The sequence below is a fragment of the Pseudomonas sp. YJ42 genome (assembly GCF_047225135.1).
In the GTDB taxonomy this organism is placed as follows: Bacteria; Pseudomonadota; Gammaproteobacteria; order Pseudomonadales; family Pseudomonadaceae; genus Stutzerimonas; species Stutzerimonas stutzeri_E.
The window spans coordinates 704,816-730,761 of sequence record NZ_CP178378.1 but is presented as its reverse complement, the minus strand read 5'-3'; the positions used below and the strand labels follow the sequence as shown (position 1 = coordinate 730,761).

At 58.4% G+C, this 25,946-nt stretch carries 20 protein-coding genes; 15 read left to right on the top strand and 5 right to left on the bottom strand.

Annotated features, from left to right (window positions below; genetic code table 11):
* The first annotated feature begins 489 nt into the window (after positions 1 to 489).
* The 9 genes from ACL0K2_RS03105 (at position 490) to ACL0K2_RS03065 (ending at position 12,818) form a co-directional block, all read left to right on the top strand.
* Positions 490 to 975 (top strand): chemotaxis protein CheW, encoded by a 486-nt coding sequence (locus ACL0K2_RS03105; RefSeq protein ID WP_413043755.1) that lies wholly within the window; start codon positions 490 to 492, stop codon positions 973 to 975.
* On the top strand, positions 962 to 2,509 hold the full coding sequence (locus tag ACL0K2_RS03100) for a CheR family methyltransferase (protein WP_413043754.1): 1,548 nt from the start codon (positions 962 to 964) through the stop codon (positions 2,507 to 2,509). Before ACL0K2_RS03105 ends, ACL0K2_RS03100 begins: the two co-directional genes overlap by 14 nt.
* A complete protein-coding gene (locus tag ACL0K2_RS03095; RefSeq protein WP_045162388.1) occupies positions 2,494 to 3,099 on the top strand; it encodes a chemotaxis protein CheW in 606 nt (201 codons plus the stop codon). The genes ACL0K2_RS03100 and ACL0K2_RS03095 overlap by 16 nt, the downstream gene beginning before the upstream one ends.
* 11 nt (positions 3,100 to 3,110) lie before the next feature.
* A complete protein-coding gene (locus tag ACL0K2_RS03090; RefSeq protein ID WP_239610306.1) occupies positions 3,111 to 4,754 on the top strand; it encodes a methyl-accepting chemotaxis protein in 1,644 nt (547 codons plus the stop codon).
* Positions 4,755 to 4,759: 5 nt separating this feature from the next.
* A complete protein-coding gene (locus tag ACL0K2_RS03085; protein ID WP_413043753.1) occupies positions 4,760 to 6,958 on the top strand; it encodes a response regulator in 2,199 nt (732 codons plus the stop codon).
* A gap of 13 nt (positions 6,959 to 6,971) precedes the next feature.
* Complete coding sequence (locus tag ACL0K2_RS03080) at positions 6,972 to 8,012, top strand: chemotaxis protein CheB (RefSeq protein WP_413043752.1); 1,041 nt, start codon at positions 6,972 to 6,974, stop codon at positions 8,010 to 8,012.
* Positions 8,013 to 8,029: 17 nt separating this feature from the next.
* Positions 8,030 to 11,683: an EAL domain-containing protein gene (locus tag ACL0K2_RS03075; RefSeq protein WP_413043751.1), complete on the top strand. Its 3,654-nt coding sequence runs from the start codon at positions 8,030 to 8,032 to the stop codon at positions 11,681 to 11,683.
* A 168-nt stretch (positions 11,684 to 11,851) separates the two neighbouring features.
* Complete coding sequence (locus ACL0K2_RS03070) at positions 11,852 to 12,364, top strand: hypothetical protein (protein WP_413043750.1); 513 nt, start codon at positions 11,852 to 11,854, stop codon at positions 12,362 to 12,364.
* Between the two features lie 10 nt (positions 12,365 to 12,374).
* Positions 12,375 to 12,818: a DUF421 domain-containing protein gene (locus ACL0K2_RS03065; RefSeq protein ID WP_239610311.1), complete on the top strand. Its 444-nt coding sequence runs from the start codon at positions 12,375 to 12,377 to the stop codon at positions 12,816 to 12,818.
* Positions 12,819 to 13,056: 238 nt separating this feature from the next.
* On the opposite strand, the gene ACL0K2_RS03060 is transcribed toward ACL0K2_RS03065, so the two are convergent.
* From ACL0K2_RS03060 to ACL0K2_RS03040, 5 genes are all read right to left on the bottom strand, one after another.
* Entirely contained in the window at positions 13,057 to 14,352 is a 1,296-nt protein-coding gene (locus tag ACL0K2_RS03060; protein ID WP_413043749.1) for a TRAP transporter large permease, read from the bottom strand.
* Positions 14,342 to 14,818, bottom strand: coding sequence for a TRAP transporter small permease (locus ACL0K2_RS03055; RefSeq protein WP_045162381.1), 477 nt, complete (start codon positions 14,816 to 14,818; stop codon positions 14,342 to 14,344). Before ACL0K2_RS03055 ends, ACL0K2_RS03060 begins: the two co-directional genes overlap by 11 nt.
* Positions 14,819 to 14,865: 47 nt before the next feature.
* A complete protein-coding gene (locus ACL0K2_RS03050; RefSeq protein WP_045162380.1) occupies positions 14,866 to 15,861 on the bottom strand; it encodes a DctP family TRAP transporter solute-binding subunit in 996 nt (331 codons plus the stop codon).
* Between the two features lie 280 nt (positions 15,862 to 16,141).
* Positions 16,142 to 16,543, bottom strand: coding sequence for a hypothetical protein (locus ACL0K2_RS03045; protein WP_045162379.1), 402 nt, complete (start codon positions 16,541 to 16,543; stop codon positions 16,142 to 16,144).
* Between the two features lie 232 nt (positions 16,544 to 16,775).
* Positions 16,776 to 17,174 (bottom strand): DoxX family protein, encoded by a 399-nt coding sequence (locus ACL0K2_RS03040; protein WP_045162378.1) that lies wholly within the window; start codon positions 17,172 to 17,174, stop codon positions 16,776 to 16,778.
* Between the two features lie 309 nt (positions 17,175 to 17,483).
* On the opposite strand from ACL0K2_RS03040, the gene tig reads away from it, so the two are divergent.
* The 6 genes from tig to ACL0K2_RS03010 all read left to right on the top strand — a co-directional run bounded on the left by tig (position 17,484) and on the right by ACL0K2_RS03010 (position 25,912).
* Positions 17,484 to 18,794, top strand: a complete 1,311-nt coding sequence (gene tig / locus ACL0K2_RS03035) for a trigger factor (protein ID WP_045162377.1) — start codon at positions 17,484 to 17,486, stop codon at positions 18,792 to 18,794.
* Positions 18,795 to 18,881: 87 nt separating this feature from the next.
* Entirely contained in the window at positions 18,882 to 19,520 is a 639-nt protein-coding gene (gene clpP, locus ACL0K2_RS03030; RefSeq protein WP_045162376.1) for an ATP-dependent Clp endopeptidase proteolytic subunit ClpP, read from the top strand.
* Positions 19,521 to 19,637: 117 nt separating this feature from the next.
* Positions 19,638 to 20,918 carry an ATP-dependent Clp protease ATP-binding subunit ClpX gene (gene clpX, locus ACL0K2_RS03025; protein ID WP_045162375.1) on the top strand — a complete coding sequence of 427 codons (1,281 nt, stop codon included), beginning with the start codon at positions 19,638 to 19,640 and terminating at the stop codon, positions 20,916 to 20,918.
* Between the two features lie 127 nt (positions 20,919 to 21,045).
* A complete protein-coding gene (gene lon, locus ACL0K2_RS03020) occupies positions 21,046 to 23,442 on the top strand; it encodes an endopeptidase La (protein ID WP_045162374.1) in 2,397 nt (798 codons plus the stop codon).
* 133 nt (positions 23,443 to 23,575) lie between these two features.
* Complete coding sequence (hupB, locus tag ACL0K2_RS03015) at positions 23,576 to 23,848, top strand: nucleoid-associated protein HU-beta (RefSeq protein WP_003282502.1); 273 nt, start codon at positions 23,576 to 23,578, stop codon at positions 23,846 to 23,848.
* Positions 23,849 to 24,058: 210 nt separating this feature from the next.
* Positions 24,059 to 25,912, top strand: coding sequence for a SurA N-terminal domain-containing protein (locus tag ACL0K2_RS03010; RefSeq protein ID WP_413043748.1), 1,854 nt, complete (start codon positions 24,059 to 24,061; stop codon positions 25,910 to 25,912).
* Positions 25,913 to 25,946 lie beyond the last annotated feature (34 nt).

Genomic DNA, 25,946 nt, shown 5'->3' with positions numbered 1-25,946 from the left:
TGGTGTCGCTCCATGCTGCGCGACCATCGCCCGGGGCGCTGCGCAGGACGGTGCCGGCGTAGTGGGCGTTGCGACGAGACCAGGCGCCTGGCGTGAGAGGGTGACGTGCTTGGCGTCGCCGGACCATAACATCCCTCAGCATGGCCGTTCTCGAGCCACGCAACAGTTCAACGCTCATCGCCACGCTGTTAAACCAAGCGTACGTATGGGCGTTGACCTTCCGATAAGCCTCGATCCCGGGTATTTTCCCGTGCACCGTGGGAGCATGGCAAGGGGCCGCATGCACGCGGTTTGCTCCTCGGCCCAGGAAGGAATCGGATGCAAACCGGACCCGCTTAGGCGTGGCCGGTCAGGTTCCAATAGGCCTCTATGCAATTGGCAAGGCTTCCCTTCGGCTTAATTACTAATTCGACGCGACGAACCGGCGCACTCTTTTGCCTTGGACTATGCTGCAAGGGCCTCGGTTAATTCCCAAGTAAACGTCGCCGGATGTATATGGAAGGATTATCAGTACTACCTTTCACCATCGGTAACCTCCAGTGTGCCGTACCGCTTGAGAACGTCGTGAAGGTCTTGCCTGCGCTTCTCAATACACCGCTACCGGGGGCTCCAGAGTCAGTCTGTGGGCTGGTCAACTTGCGTGGACAAGTTCTGCCGGTTATCGATCTGTCTGGGCGCTTCGGCTTGCATCCGGCCCAGCAATCCCTCTGGCAACCCTTGATCTGGCTCAAAACCAGCCGGCGCGAACTGCTGCTGTCAGCCGAGTCGGTTGCGGTAGTCCTCGCTTGCGAACCTGAATCGTTCTTTCCGGCGCCCGACCCTAGAGTGCCCTCCAATCTGCTGCACGGCGTGGTACGAAGCGCGACGGGCATGTTGCTAATCCAGGATGTCGAACAGCTGCTGTCGGCCGCCGATGAACAGCGTTTGGCCGAGGCGATGGCCCAGGCTACCGAGGCCGGCAATGAGAGTGTCTGACTTGCAATGCTCACCACGTCTGCTCGACGCCTTGGCTCACAAGGTGCACCAGCACCTGGGCATGGACTTCTCGGGAGAGCGACGAAGCGATCTCTTGCGCCGCCTGCTCAGGCTGGCACGGGAACAACGCTTGCCGGATACCGAGCACTGGTTGGAGGCGCTGGCTTTCGCCGACTGGAACGCGTCCCAGATCCAGGCTCTGGTCCCGGCATTTTCCGTCGGCGAAACCTATTTCAGGCGCGACTCGGAAGCGTTCGGTTGGCTGGCGCGAAATCACCTGAAGCCGTTGCTGGCGCGACGCAGGAGAGAAGGGCAACGCTATTTGCGGCTCTGGAGCGCGGCATGTTGCACGGGTGAGGAAGCTTATGGCCTTTTGTTTCTGATCGATGAACTCCTCGGCACTGAGCGTCGCAGTTGGGATGTGGAGTTGTTGGCCACCGATATCAATGAGGATTTCCTGACGCATGCACGGCGTGGCGTATATGGCCGCAATGCTTTCCGCGGCAATGACGATGCGTTCCGTCGGCGTTATTTCCAGGCGGAGGGTTCCCGCTGGCGAGTGCGCTCTGATTGGTTGGATCGTATTCGCTTCGTCCGTTTCAATCTGACGGATGCTCGGCAACCGAGCCCGATGCCAAGCGCCGATCTGATTCTCTGTCGCAACGTGTTGATGTATTTCTCACCTGCGCGTGCCAGCGCTGCGTTGCATCGTCTGCTCGCCAGCCTGGAACCGAACGGGGTGCTGTTGCTGAGCTCGGTCGAGGCCGGCATCGCGACCCAGGCCGGGTTGAAGGGGTGCATGGCAGCCAGCAACTATGCGTTGACTCTGCCGGGTTCGATAGGTGCGAAGGAATTATGCGTGCCTCGGCCAGTTGCGTCGCCGGCCCAGTTGCTCTGGCCTGGGGGCGATTATGCGGCCGCTGCCCCAGCAGAACCTGCGGCTTTGTCGAGAACCGCTCCGAGACGAGTCACGACGCCTGAAAACGAACCCCGAGTGATCGAGACGGATCCAGCGGTATTTTGGGCACAGGCGCAGCAAGCCCTGGCTCAGGGACAGTCGGAGGTGGCGCGAGAATCCTTGCATGCCTATCTGGGTTGTCCTGGGCTGAGCCCGGGGCAGCAGCATGAGACTTGCTTGTTGCTGGCCAGGAGCTGGGCCGACGAGCTGCGGATCGAACCAGCCAGATGCTACCTCGAGCGTGCGCTCGCCCTCGATGCAGCCTCAACGTCTGCCTATTGGTTATCGACATTACTGGAACAGCAGGCCGGTAACACCCGTGGAGCGCTATCCGCCTTGCAAAAGGCGCTCTATCTGGAGCCGGATTTCATTCTTGGCTATTTCCTCCAGGCCCGTCTGCTCCGTAGCGATGACCAGGCGCAAGCCAGCAGCAAATCCCTTCAGGTGTGCCGGCAGCTGTTGAGCGAGCAAGCCGAGGACGCTCCAGTGCCTCGCGCCGACGGCATGAGCTGCGCTCAGTTGTTGCGCCTTTGCGATCAGATAGTGACGAGAGACCAGCCATGGCCGAATCGTTGAATAAGGATGGCCATTGGGCCGAAATACACCTGCGTTTGGCGGAATTAGGCCAACGTCTAGACACAGGCTTCAAGCCCGATGCCGCGACGCTCGAGGCGCGATTGCGTGAGCGGACGCAGAAGTGGGCGGCCATGCCAGAGGCGGAACAGGAGGGTGGCTGGATCGAGACGCTGACGTTCAGCCTGAGCGGCGAGACTTACGCAGTAGAAAGCGAGCACGTAAGCCTAGTGATGCCTCTGTCGCAATATACGCCGCTGCCCGGCACCCCGCCTCATGTGCTGGGAATCGTCAATGTGCGTGGCCGTATCGTCTCGGTACTTGATCTACGCGTGCTGTTCGATCTCCCGATTGGAGGACTGTCCGACAAGAATTTTCTGGTCGTCATGCAAGGGCCGGAGATGGAGTTCGGGCTATTGATCGACCGCGTGCTGGGGGTCAAACAGATTCAAACGGCGGCCCTGCAACAGGAGGTCGCCAACCTGTCGGGCATTCGCTCGGCGTATCTGCTCGGCGTCACGGCCGATCAATGGACGGTTCTCGACGGCGCCCGGATGCTGGGCGATCCGGCTATGCGCGTCATCATCGAATAAGGAAAAGAAGTATGAGGCAAGCCTTGCGGTTCAGCATCGGCAGCAAACTGGTGATCATTTTCGCCATTTTCATCTTGGGGTTTGGCTCGCTCCTGTTCACCACCCAGGCGCGCTTCGCCAAGTTGCAAGAACAGGAGGAGGAGCAGTTCCAGCGTCACTATCAGCGCGTTTCCCTGGTGAACCAGTTGCGTGCCAATCTCGCTGATTTACGCGGAGACCTTCTGCTGGCGTTGAACGCCAGTATGCAGGGCAGCCAGACCGGCTCGAGTGGACTGGAGGAATCGATCAGGAAGGGCAGTGAGGACAACGATCGAATTGTCAGACAGCTGCAATCCGATTCGACCAATGACATCGAAGTTATCCGTATCGTTGATCGAATAGTGGAATTACGTACCGCGCTGGTGGAGGTGCGAAATCAACAACTGCAATTGATGAGAGACGGCCGTCCCGAAGTGGCGGTGCAACTACAGACGAGGGAGCAAGCCGAACGGCTCGAGCGAATCAATAAGCTTGGCGCGGAGCTCACCCGTCTGACCGATCGTCGTATCAGCGAGTCTTTCGCCGTGTCGCAGCAGCAACTCGAGGCGACACGCACCAGCACGTTTCAGCTATGCCTGATGCTGGTGCTCATCAGCGGCGTGCTGGCGTGGTTGCTCAGTCGCCATATTTCCAAGCCGTTGGCCTGGCTGACGGGGCTCGCTGAGCAGATCGGGCGCGGCGACATCCCCCGCTCGGTCCCCACCAGCTCGCGTCAGGATGAGGTGGGCAGCCTGGCTAAGGCCTTTGCCGACATGAGTCTGTACCTTCGAGAAATGGTGCAGGAAATCAACGAAGGAGTCTCGGTGCTGGCCAGTTCCAGCGAGGAGATTCTCGCGGCTACCAGCCAGGCGGCTTCGAGCACCCAGGAAACCGCCACGGCCATCAGCGAAATCGCCACCACGGTAGAGGAAGTCAAACAGACCGCCGTACTGGCCAGCACCAAGTCGAAAACTGTGACCGAAAGCGCTGAGCGTACCCGGTTGGTCGCCCAGAGCGGCTTTCAGGCAGTGGACGAAGCGCTCAAGGGGATGCAGCAAATCCGCGAGCAGATGCAGGCCGTCGGTGAAAGCATCATGCGACTGGGCGATCAGACCCAAGCCATCGGCGAAATTGTCGCGACGGTAGGCGACCTTGCCGAACAATCGAATCTGCTCGGCGTGAATGCCTCCATCGAGGCCGTGAAGGCGGGGGAGGCGGGCAAGGGTTTCTCGGTAGTGGCGCAGGAGGTCAAGGCGCTGGCAGATCAGTCCAAGCAGGCCACCGCGCAGGTGCGCGGCATTCTCGGCGATATCCAGAAAGCGATGACGAAGGCGGTAATGCTGGCCGAGCAAGGCAGCAAGGCGGTCGAGACTGGTTATGAGCGAGCTCGCGTGAGCGGCGAGTCGATTCGCACGTTGAGCAGCAGTATCGAGGAGTCCAGCGACGTGGCCTTGCAGATCGCCGCCACCAGCCAGCAGCAGATGGCCGGGATGGACCAGATCTCCAGCGCCATGGATTACATCCGCCAGGCAAGCCAGGACAATGTCGGCGGTACGCGACAGGTCGATGTGGCAGCGCGCAATCTGCACGAGGTGGGGTTGAAGCTCAAGACCCTGACCAGTCGCTTCAGGTTGTAACGGCCATGAGCCTGGATCGTGAAGCGCTACAGCGACGATTGCTGGAAGGCTTTCGAACGGAGGCGCGTGAGCGCTTGATGGTGCTTGCCGATCGGCTCGCGGACTGGCGCGAAGGTTTCACTGATCCACAATCCGTTGAGTCACTGTTTCGTGAAGTGCATAGCCTCAAAGGCGCCGCGCGCTCGGTTGGGCTCAGACCCATCGAGCAGATCTGTCATGCCTGGGAGACGCTGCTGGGCGCAGTGCGCAAGGGCGAGCTCGAGCTGACTCCTGAACGGGTAGATATCTGTCGGCAGGCACTGGCTGCCGTACAGAAGCTCGAGGCGGGTACTCCCCTGGATCGAGGCGAGCAACGGCAACTGATCGAGCAGCTCGAGTCCGCGTCGCGTGGCGAAGCGGTGGAGTCCAGAGGAGAGAGGCCCGCGGCGGCGCCTCCTGCTGAATCGAATATGGTCAGGGTGTCCACGGATAATCTTGACGCGTTGCTGTACCACGGCGAAACCCTGTTGCAACACAAGCTCGAGGCCGTGGCGTTGGCTCAGCATCTGCGCGAGCATTCGCGGGGTTTCGACTCCCAGCGTGGCAGGGCGCTTCTTGCCGGCAGTCCGGGCTGGAAACAACTGCGCGAGGAGCTGGAAACACTGCCGCTGGGTAGCCGTGATTTGCTTAAGGGGGTGCTTGATCAGTTGGATTGGAGTCAGGCGCAACTGGATCGACTTCATTTCGAGGCGATGAATCTCGAGAAGGCCAGCCGCCAACTTGCCGCTGGGCTGTCACAGCTGTCGGATAGCCATGCCGCGGAGTTGCTCGCTGTGCTTTTGCTGCCCGCCGGTAATCTGGTACAGGGTATCCCGGCGATGGTGCAGGACCTGGCGAGCGGAGCAGGCAAGCGCGTCGATCTGCAGATCCGTGGTACGGAACTGCAGATCGACAAGCGTATTCTCGATGAGCTGCGAACGCCGTTGACTCATCTGTTGCGCAACGCCATCGACCATGGGTTGGAAAGCCCGTCTCAGCGTGAAGCTCTTGGCAAATCGCCGGTAGGGCGACTGCAGATCGAGCTGAGCCAGGAGTCGGCGGATCGTTTCCGATTGAGCGTGCGCGACGATGGCCGAGGAATCGATATCCACCAGCTGAAGGCGCGAGCGCTGGAGACCGGCCTGTTGAGCGAAGAGCAGGCTGCGCAAATGACCATGGCAGAGACCTACAAGCTGGTGTTTGCGTCCGGCCTTTCAACCAGCGCGATGATTACCGAACTGTCCGGACGCGGCTTGGGCATGGCCATCGTCCAGGAAGCGGTCGAGCGCATCGGTGGACGCATCGAGACCGAGTCGAGCCTTGGAGAGGGCACCTGCTTCGAATTGAACCTCCCGTTAAGCCTGTCTACCTTCAGGGCGGTCATCGTGCGCAATGCCGAGCGCACCTTCGCAATTCCAGCACTGGCGGTCGAGCGCTGTTTGCGGCTGCCTCATGACGCCATACGGACCATGGAAAACCGCCCCTCGCTGGCATGGGAGGGAAGGGTCTTGCCGGTCTGGGCTTTGGCTGATGTGCTCGGGCTCGACAGATTGGAGCCGCACGTCGACGAGCTTACGCTGTTATTGCTGCAGGTGCGGGGTGAGCGCTTCGTCCTGCTGATAGATGAGCTGCTCGGCGACCAGGAGATCACGGTCAAGAGCCTAGGGCTGCAATTGCGACGGGTACGCAACCTGATGGGTGCGACCGTACTCGGCGACGGCCGACTGGTGCCGATCCTGCACCCTGTCGATCTGTACCAGAGCGCGTTGTCGACGAACGCCAGCACCCTGGCGAGACCTGCAGGCGAGCCGGCTGGTACTACCGTCCAGCGATTGCTCATCGCCGAAGACTCCTTTACCTCGCGCGGCCTGCTCAAGACGATTCTCGAAGCCGCGGGTTATCAGGTCGCCACGGCCAACGACGGCCTTGAAGCATGGAACGCGCTGAAACAGGAGCCCTTCGATTTGTTGATATCCGATGTCGAAATGCCCCGCATGGACGGTTTCATGCTGGCCGACCGCGTCCGGGCCGATCCGAACCTGGCGCGGCTTCCGATCGTGTTGGTCACCGCGCTTGAGTCTGACGAGGACCGCGCCCGAGGGCTGGAAGCGGGAGCGAATGCGTACTTGGTGAAAAGCGGTTTCGCCCAGGACAGCCTGCTCGACGCCATCCGGCGGCTAATCTGACTGAGGATCAAAAATGCGGGTACTCGTTGTTGATGATTCTGAGGTTGTTCGCATGCTTCTCCAGGCCGTTCTGGAAAGCACTGGTGCTGAAGTGCGGTTGGCCGAGTCGGGTGAGCAGGCGCTCGAAATGCTTGAAAGCTATACGCCCGATATCGTCACCATGGACATCCACATGCCCGGCATCGACGGTTATACGACCATCTCCCGCATCCTCAAGCGGCACGCGTTGCCCGTGGTGGTCCTCACCGCTAGCGCCAATGCGGCGGATTCAACGACCGCCATGAAGGGGTTGGAGGTTGGTGCATTGGCGGTGCTGGAGAAGCCCGCCGGCCCGGACGCGCCGGATTTCGATCAGCATATTGATGAGTTGCTACGAACCTTGCGGGTCATGTCGCAGGTGAAGGTCGTCCGGCGGCAGCGGTTGGTAACGGAGCGGATCCGCGTGGCGCCAACTCCGCAGATAGACCGGGTCGTATCGCAGGTACCCAGGCTCGTGGCGGTTGCCGCTTCTGCTGGTGGGCCCGCGGCACTCAAGATCTTGTTGCAGCGTTTGCAACCTGGCCAACCTTGGACGTTAATACTGGTACAGCACATCGCGCCCGGATTTCTGACCAGCTTCTGTCAATGGTTACAAAGCATCACGTCAATGCCGGTGGAAATTGGCTGTGACGGTCAATTGCTACAGCGCGGCAGGCTTTATTTATCCCCGGACGGATATCAGATCGGCATCACCGCCGATTGTCATTTGCGGTTGGAAGCCTGTCGGCCCGAGCAGGCGTTCTGCCCATCGGCTGATTACCTGTTTCACTCCATCGCCAGGACACTGGGCAGACAGGCGATCGGGGTTCAACTGTCGGGAATGGGGCGTGATGGTGCTGCCGGGCTGGCGGAGTTGAAACGCAACGGAGCGCTCACCTTCGTTCAGGAGCCGAGCGACGCGATAATCGATTCGATGCCGCGTGCTGCGATCGATCTGCAGGCGGCCTGCGAGGTCATGTCTGCGCAAGGGATTGCCGAAATGCTCAATACGATTGCGATGCAAGCGACATCGTAAAAGGAATGCGCCGGGACATGCTGATGAATCAAGCTGCGGAAATATTGGTTGTCGAGGATAGTCCAACCCAGGCCATGGAGCTGCAGTATCTGCTCGAATCCGCCGGGTGCTCGGTACGCGTCGCCAGCAACGGCGTCGAGGCGTTGGCGATGGTGGCGGAGCGGCCGCCAACCATTGTCATCAGCGACATCGTGATGCCTGAGATGGACGGCTATGCGCTCTGCCGGCAGCTCAAAAACGACCCGAAGACCTCCCACATCCCCTTGATTTTGATCACCCATTTGAGCAATGCGCTGGATGTGGTCCACGGCCTGGCGTCGGGCGCCGATAACTTCATCGTCAAACCGTATGACCAAAACTATTTGATGTCGCGTATCCGTTATTTCCTGGTGAACCTGGAATTGCGTACCAAGGAGCGGATGCAGATGGGTGTCGAAATCATGCTGGCAGGCGAGCGGCACTTCATCACTGCCGATCGCCAGCAGATCTTTGATCTGCTCATTTCGACGTACGAACAAGGCATTCGCCTCAACAATCAGCTACAGAACAAGCATGACGAGCTCACCCACAGCAATCTTCTACTCAGCTGCCTGTTCGACTTCACCGCTGCCTTGAGTGATGCCCGAAGCGAGCGGGATGTCATTGAGGCTGCGCTCGAACATATCGTGGATTTCCCTGATGCCAGTGGAGCCTGGTTGGTGATGACGGAAGCCGAAGGGGGCGATGCTTCAGCGCAGCTCGCCGGTGTGCGGGGGTATGGCCTGGCAAAAGCGAAGCAGTCCCTTCGGCGTTGCGTTGAAACCTGCCCATGCATGCAGGCCTGGCGCAGCCAGCACCCCGTCGCGCCGGCCAATATCGAAGCCTGCCCAGCGTTGGAGGACCTTCCCGGGGGAAACACTCACGCGGGGATTCCACTCAATCTTGGCGATGAATGCATCGGCATGCTCAATGTGTTGCGTTGCGATGCCGAGAGCTGGCCGGAGGAATCGCTTGAGGTTCTGACCTCAATCGGCCAACAGCTGTCCATGGCGCTTGGACGAGCGCGACTTTTTGCGAGCATGGAGGAGGCGGTTGAACTGCGCACCCAGGCGTTATCGCGGAGCGAATCGCTGCTGCGCAGCGTGCTCGATAGCTTGCCTGTCGGCGTATTGGTTGGCGATCAGGATGGCGGACTGTTGGATAGCAACGTCGAATGCAGCCGCATCTGGAATGCCGAACAGCCGCTTCAGCGGGCCGATCAGAGCCGCTTTCAGGGCGCGTGGGCCGAGACCGGAGAGCGCTTGACCGAACAGGAATGGCCTCTGCGCCTCGCCGCCAGGCAGGGCAAGGAGCTGCGAAACCAGGTGCTGGACATCGAAGCGTTCGACGGTGCCCAGAAGACCGTCTTGGCTTCGGCTGTGCCGTTTCGCGATGAGCGTGGTTTGCAGCTTGGATCGATCTCGGTTATCCAGGACATTAGCGAACAGCGCCAGCGCGACATGAGCATGCGTGTCCGAACACGTGCGGTGGAGGCAAGCGTCAATGCCATCATCATCACCGATAACCAGCAGCCGGACCAACCCATCGTTTACGTCAACCCGGCATTCGAGCGCATCACGGGCTACAGGCAGGAAGAGGTGCTAGGTAAAAACTGCCGCTTCCTTCAAGCAACGGACCGAGACCAGATTGATCTGATTGGTATTCGCCAGGCCCTGCAGACCGAGCAGGAAGGCTCTGCCGTCCTGCGTAACTATCGTAAGGACGGCTCCGAGTTCTGGAACGAGCTCAACATATCTCCGGTGGTAAACGACCGAGGCAAGATCAGTCATTTTGTCGGCATTCTTCACGACATCACCGAAGCCAAGCGCTATCAAGAGGAACTCGAGCACCAAGCCAATCATGATGGGCTGACCGGCTTGGCGAATCGAAATCTGTTGAACGACCGCATCCAGCAAGCGATCGCATTCTCCGCGCGTAATCAGGAATCCTTCGCGCTCGTTTTCATCGATCTGGATCGTTTCAAGGTGATCAATGACAGCCTTGGACACAACGTTGGCGATTGCTTGCTGAAGCAGGTTGCCGAGCGTCTTCGAGAGTGCACTCGCAATACCGACACGCTCGCCCGGCTTGGCGGCGATGAATTCGTTATTCTGCTGACCGATAGCCGCATGTGCTCCGAGCCGATCGGTTTTCTCGAGCGACTGCAAGCACGTATTGCCGCGCCGCTGATGCTCGATGGGCATGAATTGGTGGTCGGCTGCAGCATCGGCTTCTGCTGTTACCCGACCGACGGCGAGGATATCGATACGCTGCTGCGTAACGCTGACACCGCGATGTATCGGGCTAAGCACCAAGGCCGCAACCGTATTTGCGCCTTTATGCCTGAGATGAATGCGCAAATTCAGAAGCGTCTGGTCCTGGAAAAGCAGATCCGCCATGCGCTACAAAACAACGAATATCACCTGGTTTATCAGCCTCAGCTAGACCTGCTCAGTGGTCGGCTATGCGGCTTCGAGGCACTGGTGCGCTGGCAGCGCGAGGGCAAGCCGATCCCACCGGATGATTTCATTCCATTGGCGGAAGAAACCGGTTTGGTCGTGGGCATCGATTTCTATGTGCTCGACGCCGTGTGCCGGCAGCTACAGTCCTGGCGTGATGCGATGCATGGCGTGAACGTGGCAGTGAACGTCTCTGCAGTTACTTTGATGGAGGCGGATTTCGTTGAGCGGGTTGAGCGGACGCTCGATCAATACCAGATCACCCCGAACCTGATAAAACTTGAGGTGACAGAGACCTGCCTGATGACCGATGCCGATCAGGCACTGGAGAAAATGAAAGCGCTCAGTTCTATGGGCATCCAGTTTTCAATCGATGATTTTGGCACTGGTTATTCGTCTCTCGGGTATCTCAAGCGCTTTCCGTTCAGCGAACTCAAGATCGATCGCAGTTTCGTGAATGACACGCATCTCGACCCGGACAGTGGTTCGTTGGTGCGCTCGATGATTTCCATCGGGCATGATCTGGGCATCAAGGTTATAGCAGAAGGAGTGGAAACGGCCGAACAACTCGGCTTCTTACACCACGCCGGCTGTGATGAACTCCAAGGCTATTTTTATTCGCACCCGTTGAAACCCGAGGAGTGCCTGACGTTTCTGTCCAGCAAATCGAATCTGCAATTACCAGCACACATTCTCGACGAGCAGGTGCGCTATTTGCTGCTGATCAACGACGAGCAGAGCGTTCTCTATGCGCTGCGCCGAGAACTGCGCCTCGAGAACTATCGAATACTAACTGCCACCACTGCTCGCAAAGCGCTCTCCTTACTGGCTTCTTACCCAGTCGACGTAATACTGACCGATATGCGGCTGGATGAAATGAGCGGCATCGCACTGCTTGGGCAGGTCAGGCTGCTTTACCCCGATGTCATTCGCGTTGTGTTGAGTGCCTCCACGGAGGTGGATAGCATCCTCAAAGCTATCAACGAAGGGGTCATATACCGCTTCATCACCAAGCCATGGGAAGAAGAGCATTTGCGCGCCCAAATACGTGAGGCTTTTACGCAGCGTGAACTGATCCGTGAAAATATGCGCATGCGAATTCAACTGGCCGATCGACGCAGTATGGCGGACTCTCGCAGATTAGACGGTAACGCCGGACCGCTTGGAACATCAATCAACCCCAGTAGGGCATGACCGAACGCTAGGTGATGTGACGTGCCAGATGCAGGCCGCGATTCTCGGTTTGGTTTCCTGCCGTGCTGATGCACTGCCCTAATATCGTCCCGCACAACGGGCCCCACGGCGCCTGAACTTCCTTGTAGGCGGCAGGCTCTACCTAACAACACGCCTGTTGGGTTCGTTATGCGCAACCGTGATGATGAATATGTCAGTCGGACTTATCCAGTACAGGAAGACATGCCGCTGCAAGTGAAGGTATGGGCAGCAGAGCGCGTCGGTTGGTATCTATTGTGTCTGTTGATGCTTCTGTCACTGGCGGGTTTATTCGGAACCGGCCCGTTGAGCTGGACTGACAAAGCCTCCGTAAATGGCACCCTCAGCGCTCAATACGAGGTGTTCGAACGCAACGGTGCTTCCAGCGAGATGACTATCAAAGCCAAAGCCGATAACGACGGTAAGGTCGTCAGGCTGACTATCGATGGCGATCTGCTCGAAGCGTTTACGATTGAGAGCATTCAGCCACAACCCGTCACGACCGAAAGCTTTAACAAAGGATTACGGCTTGAGTTAAAGCCGGATGGCAATGGCTGGGCAACTGCTTATCTTGCTATCAGGCCGTACGGTTTCGGCCGTTCACGCACTACGGTGCGCTCCGGCGACCAAGTTGTGGAATTGCGCCAATTCATCTACCCATAGGGCGTGAGTCATGGAGTCTGTTCTACGCGCAGCGGCTATATATCTGGTGGTCTTGGTAATCTTCCGAATCTCCGGAAGGCGAACGCTCTCGCAAATAACCACGTTCGATTTCGTTCTGCTACTCATTATTGGCGAGGCCACCCAGCAGGCATTGTTGGGAGATGATTTCTCTGTGGTCAATGCCGTGTTGATCATCGTTTCGCTCGTCACCTTCGATATTCTCATATCGCTAATTAAAAGGCGTTCTCCTTATCTCGGCAGGGTCATCGACGGAAACCCCATGATCATTGTTGAAAATGGCCTCCTTTTGAAAAGCAGAGCTCAAAGGGCGCGTATTGAAGAGGAAGATATTCTTGAGGCGGCGCGTTACTCTCAAGGCTTGGCTCGCCTGGACCAAATAAAATTCGCAATTCTGGAGAAAGACGGAAAGATCTCGATAGTTCCGAATGAATAAATACCCACCGAGATATTCTCGGCTCGATCAATCGATCCGCAGCTGTGTGGTTTCTTAGAGAAAACTTCAGCGATAGCCGTCTGCCTCTTCGCGCCGGCTGCACCGGCCTATCCGCAGGGATAGACCGATGTAGGCGGACCTGGGCCGTAGCGGCAGGGGAGCAGATGGGGTGCGTTTCGTCGGCGCTACGTAGCTGGTGCAACGTGCTGGAACGACGATGAGCGTGGGTTGGGCAGATTCACACCGTATACCCCAACACTCTTGGCAGCCACAGCGCGATCTCCGGGAAGATTGCTACCAGCACTAGCGCGCTGCTCATGACCAGGACGAACAGCATGGCCCAGCCGACCGTTTGTTCCAGTCGGATTTTCGCCGCCTCGGCGGTGACCATCAGGTTGATCGCAACCGGCGGCGTGAACTGGCCGATGGCGATGTTCATGGCCAACAGGATGCCGAACCAAACCGGGTTCCAGCCGAAGTGTTGCATCACCGGGATCAGGATCGGCATGAGGATCAGGTAGATGGAAATCGCATCCAGCAACATGCCGGCCAATAGCACGGCGATCATCACCAGAATCAGCAGCACAGCGCTGTTATCGGAAAGCGAGATCAGCCATTCGGCCAGATGACGGAAGGTGCCGAGCATCGTGCCGGCCCACGCGAAAATGCCGGCTAGCGCGATGATGAGCATGACCACCCCTGAGATCACCGCCGCCTCCCCGCAGAGCTTCCAGAGATTGCGCCAGTCCAGTTCGCGGGTAACGAACAAACCGATCAGCACGCCATAGGCAACGCCGGCCACCGCAGCTTCGGTCGGGGTAAACAGGCCGCTGCGCAGACCGCCTAGGATGAGCACCGGTGCGAACAGTGCCGGCAGCGCCAGACGGAAGCTTTCGCCCAGCGGCGGCCGCTCGGTGTCCTCCGGGTTTTCCCAGCCGTAACGGCGCGCCAGGAGCCAGGCCGGTAGAAGCAGAACCAGTCCGGCGATGATGCCGGGGAACAGTCCGGCGGCGAACAGCGCTCGTAGATCCACACCCGGTACGACGATGGAGTAGAGAATCAGTGCGATGGAGGGTGGAATTAGGATCGCAGTGGACGCCGAAGCGGCAATCAGAGTGGCCGAAAACGGTTTGGGGTACCCGGCGCGGGTCATGCTTGGGAGCATCACCATGGCCACCGCTGCCGCATCTGCCGGACCCGATCCGCTCATGCCGCCCATGATCAGGCAGACCAGGATGGCAACCATCGCCAGACCGCCGTGTCGAGGGCCGATCAGCGCCTGGGCGAAACGCACCAGACGTAACGCCACACCGGCCTTTTCGAATACCAGACCGGTGAGAATGAACAGCGGGATCGCGATCAACGGATACTTGGCGACGCCGTTGTAGGTATTGGTGCCGAGCGTTGCCAGCATGTCTGGTGAAAGGCCTGCGAGAATTCCGATGGCGCCAGACAACGCCAGGGAAAAGGCTACCGGTACGCCGATCAGCAACAACAGCAAAAAGCTGACGAGCATCCAGACGTCAGGGCTCATCGGAAAGCCTCCCGCGCAGCCGGTCGAGCGTCATCTGGCTCAGCCGTACGGCTATCGCCAGTGCCAACAACGGCAGCCAGACGACGTACCACCAGTTCGGTAGGCCGAGGCCGGGAGACTCCGACTCCCACTGGTATTCCTCCAACGCAAACTGCCCCCCGAACCAAACCACCAATCCCAGGACCAGTATGCTGGCGAGCCACTGAAGGACAATCAGCGGTGCGCGCAGAGCAGGGAACAGCCGCTCGATCAGTCCGATACGAATGTGCCGGTTGCTGCGCATGGCTACTGAGGCACCGGCAAATGTCAGAATGACAAGCAGAAACACGGAAAGCTCTTCGGTGAAGGCAAAGGAGGCGTTAGTGAAATAGCGCACCACTACATTGGCCAGGCTGATCAGGCTGATAATCATAAGCGCCAGAGTGGCCAGCACACGCTCAAGGCGCGCGTCCTGTCGATTGTTCATGGAATCCCTCGAATCCCGGCGGCGGCGCACCGCCGGGCAAAACAGTTTTACTTTGCCATGGCCGCACGGGCCGCTTCGAGCAGGTCAGTGCCAATCTTCGGTGCCCACTTTTCGTGCACCGTTCGGGTCGCCTCGACGAATGACTGATGCTCTTGATCGCTGAGCTCGGTCACTTCGACGCCGCGTGAACGAATGTCGTCCAGGCGCTTGGCTTCTCCGCTTCGCGAGAGCTCGATTTCCCATTTGCCGGCGTCGATGGCTGCCTGGCGCAGGAGCTCTCGGTCGGCTTCCGGCAGCTGTTTCCAGATGCGCTGGTTGACCGCAAAAATCAGTGGGTCGGCCATGTAGTGCCAGAGCGTCAAATATTTCTGGCCGACCTGATCGACACGGGCAACATCAAACACCGATAGGGGGTTTTCCTGGCCATCGACGGCGCCAGTGGTGAGTGCCGGCTTGGCATCGGCCCAGCTCATCTGAGTGGGGTTTGCGCCCAGCGCAGTGAAGGTGTCCTGGAACAGTGGCGAGCCGACAACGCGAATCTTCAATCCGGCGAGATCAGCTGGAGTCTTTACCGGTTTGGCCGAATTGGATAATTCGCGGAAGCCATTCTCACCCCAGGCCAACGGGACGATCCCGCGCTTCTCGATGGCATCGAAGGCCAGCTTGCCGGCCTCGCCTTGAGTAATGGCATCGAGATCGGCGCTATCAGCCATCAGGAACGGCAGAGAGAACAGGTTCAACTCCGGTACTTGCGGCGACCAGTTGATGGTCGAGCCGACCGCCATGTCGATCAGCCCAGAACGCATGGCGGAAAATTCCTTGGTCTGATCTCCCGCGACCAATTGCGCGTTGGGGTAAACGCGCAGGGTGATTTCGCCCTTGGAGCGTTCCTCGACCAGGTCGGCCCATTTTTGCGCGGCTTGCCCCCATGGGAATGCATCGGAAAGTACGGTGGAAACGGAATATTCGCGGGCCGCGGCGGAGAAGCTAGTAGACAGGGCGGCAGCGATGGTCAGCGCGGTAAAACAGCGGGTCAGTTTCATGGGGCGTCCTTGTTCGGATCGGTCTTTCTGGTTGTTATTGGCGAACGGCCAGGCGCTGACGGTCAGCGGCGGGCACTGCGATGGCCGACGAGCCATAGCCATAGGGACGCGCGGGTAGCGCGAAAAGTGACGCGTAGGCTGCGGATGGATAGTGCAGCGCAACGTACGGGCGTCACCAATGCCGAATGCCTTGTGAGCGAACGACGTACCAGCCGCACTGCAACTGGTCGTACAACTATCGCAGAAGGTGCCTGTGAGCGCTATTACCGGATCTGGGGCCTCAGGTATTGCGTAGCAGATCGTGAGCGTCGAGCAATCGGTAGGCGATTTCCGGCTGCCGCTCCAATGCGCGCCGAATCGCGGCGGGAATGGATTGGCGGGTCTTTCGGCATAGCCCGGGCAGATCGGCGATATCAATGCGGATACCGCGCATGCTGCGTACCTCGTTGAAGCTCGGTGCAATCTGCATGCGAATGCCCAGCTGTTGGTAAATCCGCTGCTGCATGTGTTCGAGATCATCAAGGCTGGTCAGGTTCTCCAGCCGATGCAGCAGCCGATTCTCCTCATGCCGGGTCAGGCGAAGGATGCGCAGATCGCTGCCAGGCGTTTCCAGCAGTTGCTCGCGCCCGCAAATACAGGAACCTGGCGGGCAGGGGGTGCGGATCGGAACCGAAGCTGTCATGGATATTGATCATAGCGGGCGGCGCGGCCCGATACCCGTTTCGTCGACGAAACGGATGTACCGATTAGCAGGCGAAAGCGCATCGGGAAGGGCTGCATCCAGCTAAAGAGCTACGAAATTCGACATCACCTTCTCTCAAAGGCGCCCACCAGTAGCAGGCGCCCTGATCGCGATTCGCACGATGCCAGCTGCAGCTGGAGGCGACTTACGCTTCTCAGCGCGCGGGCACGCCTTAATTGAACCGCCCATTGGTACCGCCAACGCTATACCTGCCGGCACCGAGCAGCGCGACGGCAATCGAGCCGAAGAGGAACATCCCTTGCAGCTCGAGAGCCCAGCCCCCCATCTGACCGAGGGAGAACAGCTCACCCATATGAGCCAGAGCAAAGGCGACGAGCATGTTGCCGACCATGAGCAATGCTCCAACACGAGTGAACAGGCCGATGATCACTAGTACCGGCCCAACTAATTCACCGAGGTATACGCCGTAGGCAAGAAACGCGGGCAAACCGTGCCCGCTGAGCATTCCGGCGATACCGCCGACGCCGCTCTGTAGCTTGGCGATCCCGTGCAGCAGAATCAGCACGCCTACCGATACCCTCAGTAGCAGTTTTCCAATATCGTCAGTCATGACTCGTCTCGTCCTCTAGCGCGCCAGGGCTCTGGCATAGCGTTTTCTATAACATAGACCAACGAAGAGAGTGCTGCTTTCGGCATAAGCGAGGAGCCGAGCCGGGTGATCAGGTTGCTGCGTACTCCGCATTAATTGGGCCACCTTCGCATCCTCACGTTCGAGCTCGCATTTTTCGCTGAAAGAGGACGCTGGGCACTTTTGGATGCGCCCTGACGGGCGGGGTGACTTCTGTGATACGAGCCACTAGAATGCTTGCCCATTCTGGGGCCGGAATGCCGGCTTATGTCTGTGCAACGAGGAAAATCCATGCAAGTTTCTGTTGAAAGCACCTCCGCTCTTGAGCGCCGCATGACCATTGGCGTGCCGGTCGAGCGCATCGAGACCGAAGTCAACAAGCGTCTGCAACAGACCGCCAGCCGTGCAAAAATCCCAGGTTTCCGCCCCGGCAAGGTGCCGATGAGCGTCATCCGCCAGCGTTATGAAGCTGCAGCACGTCAGGAAGCACTGGGCGACCTGATCCAGGCCACCTTCTATGAAGCCGTGGTTGCCGAGAAGCTGAATCCCGCCGGCGCGCCTGCGGTCGAGCCGAAGGTGTTCGAGAAGGGCAAGGATCTGGAATACGTTGCGACGTTCGAAGTTTTTCCCGAGTTCAAGGTTGCCGGTTTCGACGGCATTGAGATCGAGCGTTTGCAGGCCGAAGTAGCTGATACCGACGTCGACAACATGCTCGATATCCTGCGCAAGCAGAACACTCGCTACGAAACAGTTGATCGTGCCGCCGAAGACGGCGATCAGCTGAACATCGATTTCGTCGGCAAGATCGACGGTGAGGCCTTTGCAGGCGGTTCGGCGAAGGGTACCCAGCTCGTGCTGGGTTCCGGCCGCATGATTCCGGGCTTCGAATCCGCTCTTGTTGGCGCCAAGGCTGGCGAAGAGCGGGTCATCAACCCGACGTTCCCTGAGGACTACCAGAATCTCGATCTGGCCGGCAAGACCGCTGAGTTCACCGTGACCGTCAACAGCGTTGAGGCACCTCAGTTGCCCGAGCTGAACGAGGAGTTCTTCGCCCAGTTCGGTGTTCAGGAAGGTGGTCTGGAAGGTTTCCGCACCGAGGTCAAGAAAAACATGGAGCGTGAACTGCGCCAGGCGATCAAGACCAAAGTGAAGAACCAGGTCATGGAAGGTCTGGTCAGTGCCAACCCGATCGAAGTGCCGAAAGCACTGATTGACAACGAAGTGAACCGTTTGCGCGTTCAGGCCGTTCAGCAATTCGGTGGCAACATCAAGCCCGACCAGCTGCCGGCAGAGTTGTTCGCAGAACAGGCCAAGCGCCGTGTCGTGCTGGGGCTGATCGTCGCCGAGGTAGTCAAGCAGAACGAGCTCAAGCCTGACGATGCACGCGTTCGCGAGCTGATCGAAGAAATGGCTTCCGCTTACCAAGAGCCGGAGCAGGTCGTGTCCTGGTACTACAAGAACGACGAGCAGTTGAACGAAGTCCGTTCTGTTGTGCTCGAAGAACAAGTTGTAGATACTGTCCTGCAGCAGGCTAAAGTGACCGACAAGTCGGTCTCCTACGAAGAAGCAGTGAAGCCTGCGGAAGCCCCGCAAGCTGCCTGAGCCTCTTCAACCGTTTAATGCACATTCATAAGCCAGCCTCGTGCTGGCTTATGTCTTTGCGGCGTGACATAGGGAGTATCGTTGGACATGTCCGGCAATTCGTTTATGCAAGCACCAGACATCCAGGCAGCTGGCGGCCTGGTGCCAATGGTCATCGAGCAGTCTGCGCGTGGCGAGCGCGCGTATGACATCTATTCCCGTCTCCTGAAGGAGCGGGTGATTTTCATGGTGGGCCAGGTAGAGGATTACATGGCCAACCTGATCGTCGCGCAAATGCTATTCCTCGAGGCTGAAAATCCCGAGAAGGACATTCATCTGTATATCAATTCTCCGGGCGGCTCCGTCACTGCGGGCATGGCCATTTACGACACCATGCAATTCATTAAGGCGGATGTTTCCACCACCTGCATCGGTCAGGCCTGCAGCATGGGCGCGTTCCTGCTCGCCGGTGGTGCAAAGGGCAAGCGCTTCTGCCTTCCCAATGCCCGGGTGATGATTCATCAGCCCCTGGGCGGTTTCCAGGGCCAGGCGTCAGACATCGATATCCACGCGCGTGAGATTCTCTACATTCGTGAGCGGCTGAACCAGTTGCTGGCCCATCACACGGGGCAGGACCTGGAGACGATCGAGCGCGACACCAATCGCGACTACTTTATGAGTGCTTCGCGAGCGCTGGAGTATGGGGTCGTTGACGCTGTCCACGAAAAACGGCAACTGCCGGTCTAATACCGGTCTTGGAGGGCGTTGTGAGCGGGCACCCGTCATGTGCGCTGTGCGCACCCTTGAAAATGCCCGCATTTGCCTTCATCTTGTATTTCAAGCCTTCCCGATTGGATCGATCGAATGACTGACACCCGCAACGGCGAGGATTCCGGCAAGCTGCTTTATTGCTCTTTCTGCGGCAAAAGCCAGCATGAAGTACGCAAGTTGATTGCCGGGCCCTCGGTCTTTATCTGCGACGAGTGCGTCGACCTGTGCAATGACATCATCCGTGAGGAGGTGCAAGAAGCACAGGCCGAGAGCAGCGCGCAAAAACTGCCTGCGCCAAAGGAAATCAGCGGCATCCTCGACCAGTACGTCATTGGTCAGGAACGTGCCAAGAAGATTCTGGCCGTGGCTGTTTACAACCATTACAAGCGACTCAACCAGCGCGACAAGAAAGAAGAAGTCGAACTGGGCAAGAGTAATATCCTGCTGATCGGGCCGACCGGTTCGGGCAAGACGCTGCTTGCCGAGACGCTCGCACGGCTGCTGAATGTGCCGTTCACGATCGCCGACGCCACCACCCTCACCGAGGCGGGATACGTGGGCGAGGACGTCGAGAACATCATTCAGAAGCTGCTGCAGAAGTGTGATTACGATGTCGAGAAGGCCCAGATGGGCATTGTCTACATCGACGAGATCGACAAGATTTCGCGCAAATCCGATAACCCGTCGATTACCCGCGACGTGTCGGGCGAGGGCGTGCAGCAGGCGCTGCTCAAGCTGGTCGAGGGTACGGTCGCCTCGGTTCCGCCACAGGGTGGCCGTAAGCATCCGCAACAGGAATTTCTGCAGGTCGATACGCGCAACATCCTGTTCATCTGTGGCGGGGCGTTTGCGGGCTTGGAAAAGGTCATCCAGGGGCGATCGACTCAGGGCGGTATCGGCTTCAACGCCGAGGTTCGCAGCAAGGATCCGGGCAAGAAGATCGGTGAGTCGCTGCGAGCAGTAGAGCCTGATGATCTGGTCAAGTTCGGCCTGATTCCCGAGTTCGTGGGACGGCTGCCAGTCATCGCCACCCTTGATGAACTGGACGAGGCTGCGCTGATTCAGATTCTGACTGAGCCCAAGAATGCGCTGACCAAGCAGTATGCCAAGCTGTTCGAGCTTGAGGGTGTGGATCTCGAGTTCCGCACCGACGCGCTCAAGGCCGTCGCGTCCCGCGCTTTGGAGCGCAAGACCGGAGCCCGTGGGCTGCGCTCGATTCTCGAGGGAGTGCTGCTGGACACCATGTACGAGATCCCGTCGCAAAAGGATGTCAGCAAGGTGGTCATCGACGAGAGCGTCATCGAGGGTACGTCTCAGCCGCTTCTGATTTATGAGAACAGTGAGCCGCCTGCAAAGGCTGCGCCAGACGCGTGACAGCACAAGGGGCCTCCGGGCCCCTTTGCTTTTCTACAGCATCCTTGTTTTTTGCCCTGCGTGCCCTCATCTTGATTGCCAAGGTGTTTCCCGTTTACCGCCGTATGGCCGTCGTAGAGCTGAATTTATGAAGACAACCATCGAATTGCCCCTTTTGCCGCTGCGCGACGTAGTGGTCTACCCGCACATGGTGATTCCGCTGTTCGTTGGCCGGGAAAAATCCATCGAGGCCCTCGAATCCGCCATGGCTGGTGACAAGCAGATACTGCTCCTGGCCCAGAAGAACCCGGCTGACGACGATCCGGCCGAAGAGGCTCTGTACCGTGTGGGTACGGTTGCGACTGTGCTGCAGCTGCTCAAGCTGCCGGATGGCACCGTCAAGGTGCTCGTCGAAGGCGAACAGCGTGGCGTCATTGACCGTTTCTTTGAGGTGGACGACCACTGTCGCGCCGAAGTCTCGCTGATCGATGAGTCGGAAGTCGAAGAGCGCGAGGCGGAAGTCTTTACCCGCAGTCTGCTAAGCCAGTTCGAACAATACGTACAGCTCGGTAAGAAGGTTCCCTCCGAGGTGCTCTCATCGCTCGCAAGCATCGATGAGCCTGCACGCCTGGTCGATACCATGGCCGCGCACATGGCGCTCAAGATCGAGCAGAAGCAGGCTATCCTCGAGATCACCGATCTGCCGGCTCGTGTCGAGCACGTGCTGGCGCTGCTTGATGCAGAGATCGATCTGTTGCAGGTCGAAAAGCGCATCCGCGGCCGTGTCAAGAAGCAGATGGAGCGCAGCCAGCGAGAGTACTACCTGAATGAGCAGATGAAGGCAATTCAGAAGGAGCTGGGCGATATCGATGAAGGTCATAACGAAATTGATGACCTGAAGAAGCGCATTGAAAATGCCGGTTTGAGCAAAGATGCATATGCCAAGGCGACAACCGAGCTGAACAAACTCAAACAGATGTCGCCGATGTCGGCCGAGGCCACCGTGGTCAGGACTTACATCGACTGGCTCGTCAATGTGCCGTGGAAGTCTGCCAGCAAGGTGCGCCTGGATCTGGCGAAGGCTGAGGAAGTGCTTGATACCGACCACTACGGTCTCGAGGAAGTGAAAGACCGTATTCTGGAGTACCTCGCGGTCCAGAAGCGCGTGAAAAAGCTCAAGGGGCCGGTGTTGTGCCTGGTTGGTCCGCCTGGCGTGGGTAAGACTTCGCTGGCGGAGTCCATCGCGCGTTCTACCAACCGCAAGTTTGTCCGGATGGCATTGGGTGGCGTGCGTGACGAGGCCGAAATCAGAGGCCATCGCCGCACCTACATCGGTTCGATGCCTGGCCGATTGATTCAGAAGATGAGCAAGGTCGGGGTTCGCAATCCGCTGTTCCTGCTCGATGAGATCGATAAGATGGGCAACGACATGCGAGGCGATCCGGCTTCCGCGCTGCTCGAAGTGCTGGACCCCGAGCAGAACCATAATTTCAACGACCATTACCTCGAGGTCGATTACGACCTGTCCGACGTGATGTTTCTATGTACCGCAAACTCCATGAACATTCCGGCGCCGCTGCTGGACCGCATGGAAATCATCCGTCTTCCGGGTTATACCGAAGACGAAAAGATCAACATCGCGATTCGCTACCTGGTGCCGAAGCAGGTTCAGGCCAATGGCCTGAAAAAGACCGAGCTGCTGTTTGACGAGGACGCCATCCGCGACATCATCCGTTATTACACCCGTGAGGCTGGCGTTCGTGGGCTGGAGCGCCAGGTTGCGAAGGTCTGTCGCAAGGTGGTCAAGGAGCATGCGGCGGAGAAGAACTTCGAAGTGAAGGTTACCGCTGAGTCGCTGGAGCATTTCCTCGGTGTCCGCAAATTCCGCTACGGGCTTGCTGAGCAGCAGGACCAGGTCGGTCAGGTAACTGGTTTGGCGTGGACTCAGGTTGGCGGCGAGTTGCTCACGATCGAGGCAGCCGTAGTTCCTGGAAAGGGCCGGTTGACCAAGACCGGTTCGCTGGGTGATGTGATGGGTGAGTCGATCACTGCGGCGCTCACGGTTGTGCGTAGCCGAGCCAAGAGTCTAGGCATTCCGGTGGATTTCCACGAGAAGCAGGACATACACATCCATGTGCCTGAAGGCGCAACGCCGAAGGACGGTCCGAGCGCAGGAATCGGGATGTGCACCGCACTCGTTTCGGCGCTGACGCAGATTCCGGTTCGCGCCGAAGTGGCTATGACCGGAGAAATCACATTGCGTGGTCAGGTCTTGGCGATCGGTGGTTTGAAGGAGAAATTGCTTGCCGCGCATCGAGGCGGAATCAAGACGGTGATCATTCCGGAAGAAAATCAGCGTGATCTGAAAGAGATTCCTGAGAATATTAAGCAGGACCTACAGATTAAACCGGTTAAGTGGATTGACGAAGTCCTCCAAATTGCGCTGCAATACGCGCCGGAGCCCTTGCCCGATGCGGCTCCCGATATTGTTGCAAAGGACGACAAGCGCGAGTCTGATTCCAAGGAGCGAATCAGCACGCATTAGTCTGAAAGGCTTTGTTGACACATTTTCGGTAGCCTTGATATAAGCCGGCCCTCTGTGTTGCTGCTATTTCAGCACCGCTTTGCTTACACCCAAAAATTAAAGATACGACTCAACAGAAATAAGGGGACTTAGAGTGAACAAGTCGGAACTGATCGATGCCATCGCTGCATCTGCTGATATCCCGAAAGCTGTTGCTGGCCGCGCGCTGGATGCAGTGATTGAATCTGTCACTGGCGCTCTGAAGGCTGGTGATTCCGTGGTGCTGGTTGGTTTCGGTACTTTCGCTGTCAAGGAACGCGCTGCTCGTACTGGCCGTAACCCGCAGACTGGCAAGCCGATCAACATCGCTGCGGCCAAGATCCCGGGCTTCAAAGCTGGCAAGGCGCTGAAAGACGCTGTGAACTAAGCGTTTTCGATCCGGCCAGTTGCCAGTTAGCGCTGGTCCTGGCTTGGAGCGGTTAATCGAACAGGTGGTTGCCTGTTGCGTTCGGGCTTGGGGGATAAAGCCCAACCGCTCCAAAAGCTCCGAGAAGGCGCATCCCTGGATGCGCCTTTCTTTTATCCAGTTTCCACCCGTGCTGCAGTGAATATTGCGCAGTTGACTCCTGGGGGACGCATGCTTCAGAACATCAGGGACAATTCACAAGGCTGGATTGCCAAAACCATCATCGGCATCATCATTATGCTGTTGGCGTTGACCGGCTTCGACGCCATCTTCAACGCCGCCAGCAACAGTCGTAATGCCGCTGAGGTGAACGGTGAGGAAATCTCGCTGGACGAGCTCAACCAGGCGATGAATATGCAGCGTCGGCAGCTGGCTCAGCAGATGGGAGGCAATTTCGATCCGTCGCTGCTGGATGACAAACTGGTACGCGAGTCATCCCTGCGTGCGCTCATCGATCGTGCGTTGTTGCTGCAAGGTGCACGTGACGCCGATTTCGCCTTCTCCGAGGCCGCACTCGACCAACTGATTCTACAAACGCCAGAATTTACCGTAGACGGCGCTTTCAACGCAGCTCGGTTCGACCAAGTCATTCAGCAAATGGGCTACACGCGGCTGCAATTCCGCGAGCTGCTGAAGCAGGAAATGCTGATTGGTCAACTGCGCGCTGGCATTTCCGGTTCCGGCTTCGTTACGGACGAGCAGATTGAAGCCTTTGCTCGCCTGGAACAGCAAACCCGTGACTTCGCCACCATCACCGTGCAGGCGGATGCCGGTGCGGCTGAAGTCAGCGACGAAGAGGCGCGTGAATATTACGAGCAGAACACTGACCGTTTTCGATCTCCAGAGCAGGTTGTTCTTGAGTACGTGGAGTTGAACAAGGAATCGTTCTTCGATCAGGTCGATGTTTCGGATGACGAGGTGAATGACCTCTATCAGCAGCGCATCGCTAACCTAGCGGAGCAGCGCCGTGCGGCACATATTCTGATCGAGGCCGATGACGCCAGCGACGCCGACGCCAAGAAAAAGATCGAGGAGATTGCCAAGCGGTTGGCTGCCGGCGAGGATTTTGCTGCATTGGCGAAAGAGGTCTCCGAGGATCCGGGTTCGGCCAATGAAGGGGGCGATCTGGGCTTTGCCGGTCCGGGCGTGTATGACCCGGCTTTCGAAAAGGCGCTGTATGCGCTTGAAGAAGGTCAGGTGTCGGCGCCGGTGCGTTCCGATTTCGGCTGGCATCTGATCAAGTTGTTGGGCGTGCAATCACCTGAGGTTCCGACGCTGGAGAGCCTGAAGCCGGAGCTGGTGCGTGAGCTCAAGGCGCAGCAGGTTGAACAGCGTTTTGTCGAGGCGAGCAAGCAACTAGAGGACACTGCTTTCGAGTCGTCCGATCTTGTCCAGCCGGCCCAGGAGTTGGGTTTGTCCGTGCAAACGACCGAGGCGTTCGGGCGCGAGGGTGGCGCTGGCATCGCAGCCAACAGGCAGGTTATCCAGGCGGCGTTCAGCGACGAGGTTCTGATTGATGGTGCTAACAGTAGCGTTATCGAACTGGATCCGGACACTGTCGTTGCGGTGCGTGTGAAAGAGCACCTGCAGCCAGAACTTCTGCCTTTCGATTCGGTGAAGGATGACATCGTTGCCCAGCTACAGCGCAGCAAGGCAGCCGAGCAGGCGCGTGAAGCGGGTGAGCGGATGATCGCGACGCTGCGGGACGGAGGCGAGGCAGACCAGCAGTGGGTGCCGGTGGAGGCCGCTTCGCGCAATCAGGACGGCATTGAACCCGCGGTGCTGCAGCAGGTGTTCCGGATGCCAAAGCCCGAGGCGCCTGACAAGCCAACTTACGGCAGTGTCCGTCTCGCAGATGGGGATTTTGTCGTTGTTCGTCTGAGCGGAGTCAGCGAGCCGAAAAGCGAGCTCTCGGAACAAGACAAGCAGAACTATCGTCGCTTCCTGGCCTCGCGCAGTGGTCAGCAGGATTTCGCAGCGTACCGTCAGATGCTGCACGCCGACGCTGAGATCGAAACCTTCTAATCAAGCGCGGATAACTGCAGGCAAAAAAAACCGC

Coding starts and splice junctions, on each gene's coding strand:
- ACL0K2_RS03105 (WP_413043755.1), top strand. CDS start 490: ATGTATATGGAAGGATTATCAGTACTACCTTTCACCATCGGTAACCTC.
- ACL0K2_RS03100 (WP_413043754.1), top strand. CDS start 962: ATGAGAGTGTCTGACTTGCAATGCTCACCACGTCTGCTCGACGCCTTG.
- ACL0K2_RS03095 (WP_045162388.1), top strand. CDS start 2,494: ATGGCCGAATCGTTGAATAAGGATGGCCATTGGGCCGAAATACACCTG.
- ACL0K2_RS03090 (WP_239610306.1), top strand. CDS start 3,111: ATGAGGCAAGCCTTGCGGTTCAGCATCGGCAGCAAACTGGTGATCATT.
- ACL0K2_RS03085 (WP_413043753.1), top strand. CDS start 4,760: ATGAGCCTGGATCGTGAAGCGCTACAGCGACGATTGCTGGAAGGCTTT.
- ACL0K2_RS03080 (WP_413043752.1), top strand. CDS start 6,972: ATGCGGGTACTCGTTGTTGATGATTCTGAGGTTGTTCGCATGCTTCTC.
- ACL0K2_RS03075 (WP_413043751.1), top strand. CDS start 8,030: ATGCTGATGAATCAAGCTGCGGAAATATTGGTTGTCGAGGATAGTCCA.
- ACL0K2_RS03070 (WP_413043750.1), top strand. CDS start 11,852: ATGCGCAACCGTGATGATGAATATGTCAGTCGGACTTATCCAGTACAG.
- ACL0K2_RS03065 (WP_239610311.1), top strand. CDS start 12,375: ATGGAGTCTGTTCTACGCGCAGCGGCTATATATCTGGTGGTCTTGGTA.
- ACL0K2_RS03060 (WP_413043749.1), bottom strand. CDS start 14,352: ATGAGCCCTGACGTCTGGATGCTCGTCAGCTTTTTGCTGTTGTTGCTG.
- ACL0K2_RS03055 (WP_045162381.1), bottom strand. CDS start 14,818: ATGAACAATCGACAGGACGCGCGCCTTGAGCGTGTGCTGGCCACTCTG.
- ACL0K2_RS03050 (WP_045162380.1), bottom strand. CDS start 15,861: ATGAAACTGACCCGCTGTTTTACCGCGCTGACCATCGCTGCCGCCCTG.
- ACL0K2_RS03045 (WP_045162379.1), bottom strand. CDS start 16,543: ATGACAGCTTCGGTTCCGATCCGCACCCCCTGCCCGCCAGGTTCCTGT.
- ACL0K2_RS03040 (WP_045162378.1), bottom strand. CDS start 17,174: ATGACTGACGATATTGGAAAACTGCTACTGAGGGTATCGGTAGGCGTG.
- tig (WP_045162377.1), top strand. CDS start 17,484: ATGCAAGTTTCTGTTGAAAGCACCTCCGCTCTTGAGCGCCGCATGACC.
- clpP (WP_045162376.1), top strand. CDS start 18,882: ATGTCCGGCAATTCGTTTATGCAAGCACCAGACATCCAGGCAGCTGGC.
- clpX (WP_045162375.1), top strand. CDS start 19,638: ATGACTGACACCCGCAACGGCGAGGATTCCGGCAAGCTGCTTTATTGC.
- lon (WP_045162374.1), top strand. CDS start 21,046: ATGAAGACAACCATCGAATTGCCCCTTTTGCCGCTGCGCGACGTAGTG.
- ACL0K2_RS03010 (WP_413043748.1), top strand. CDS start 24,059: ATGCTTCAGAACATCAGGGACAATTCACAAGGCTGGATTGCCAAAACC.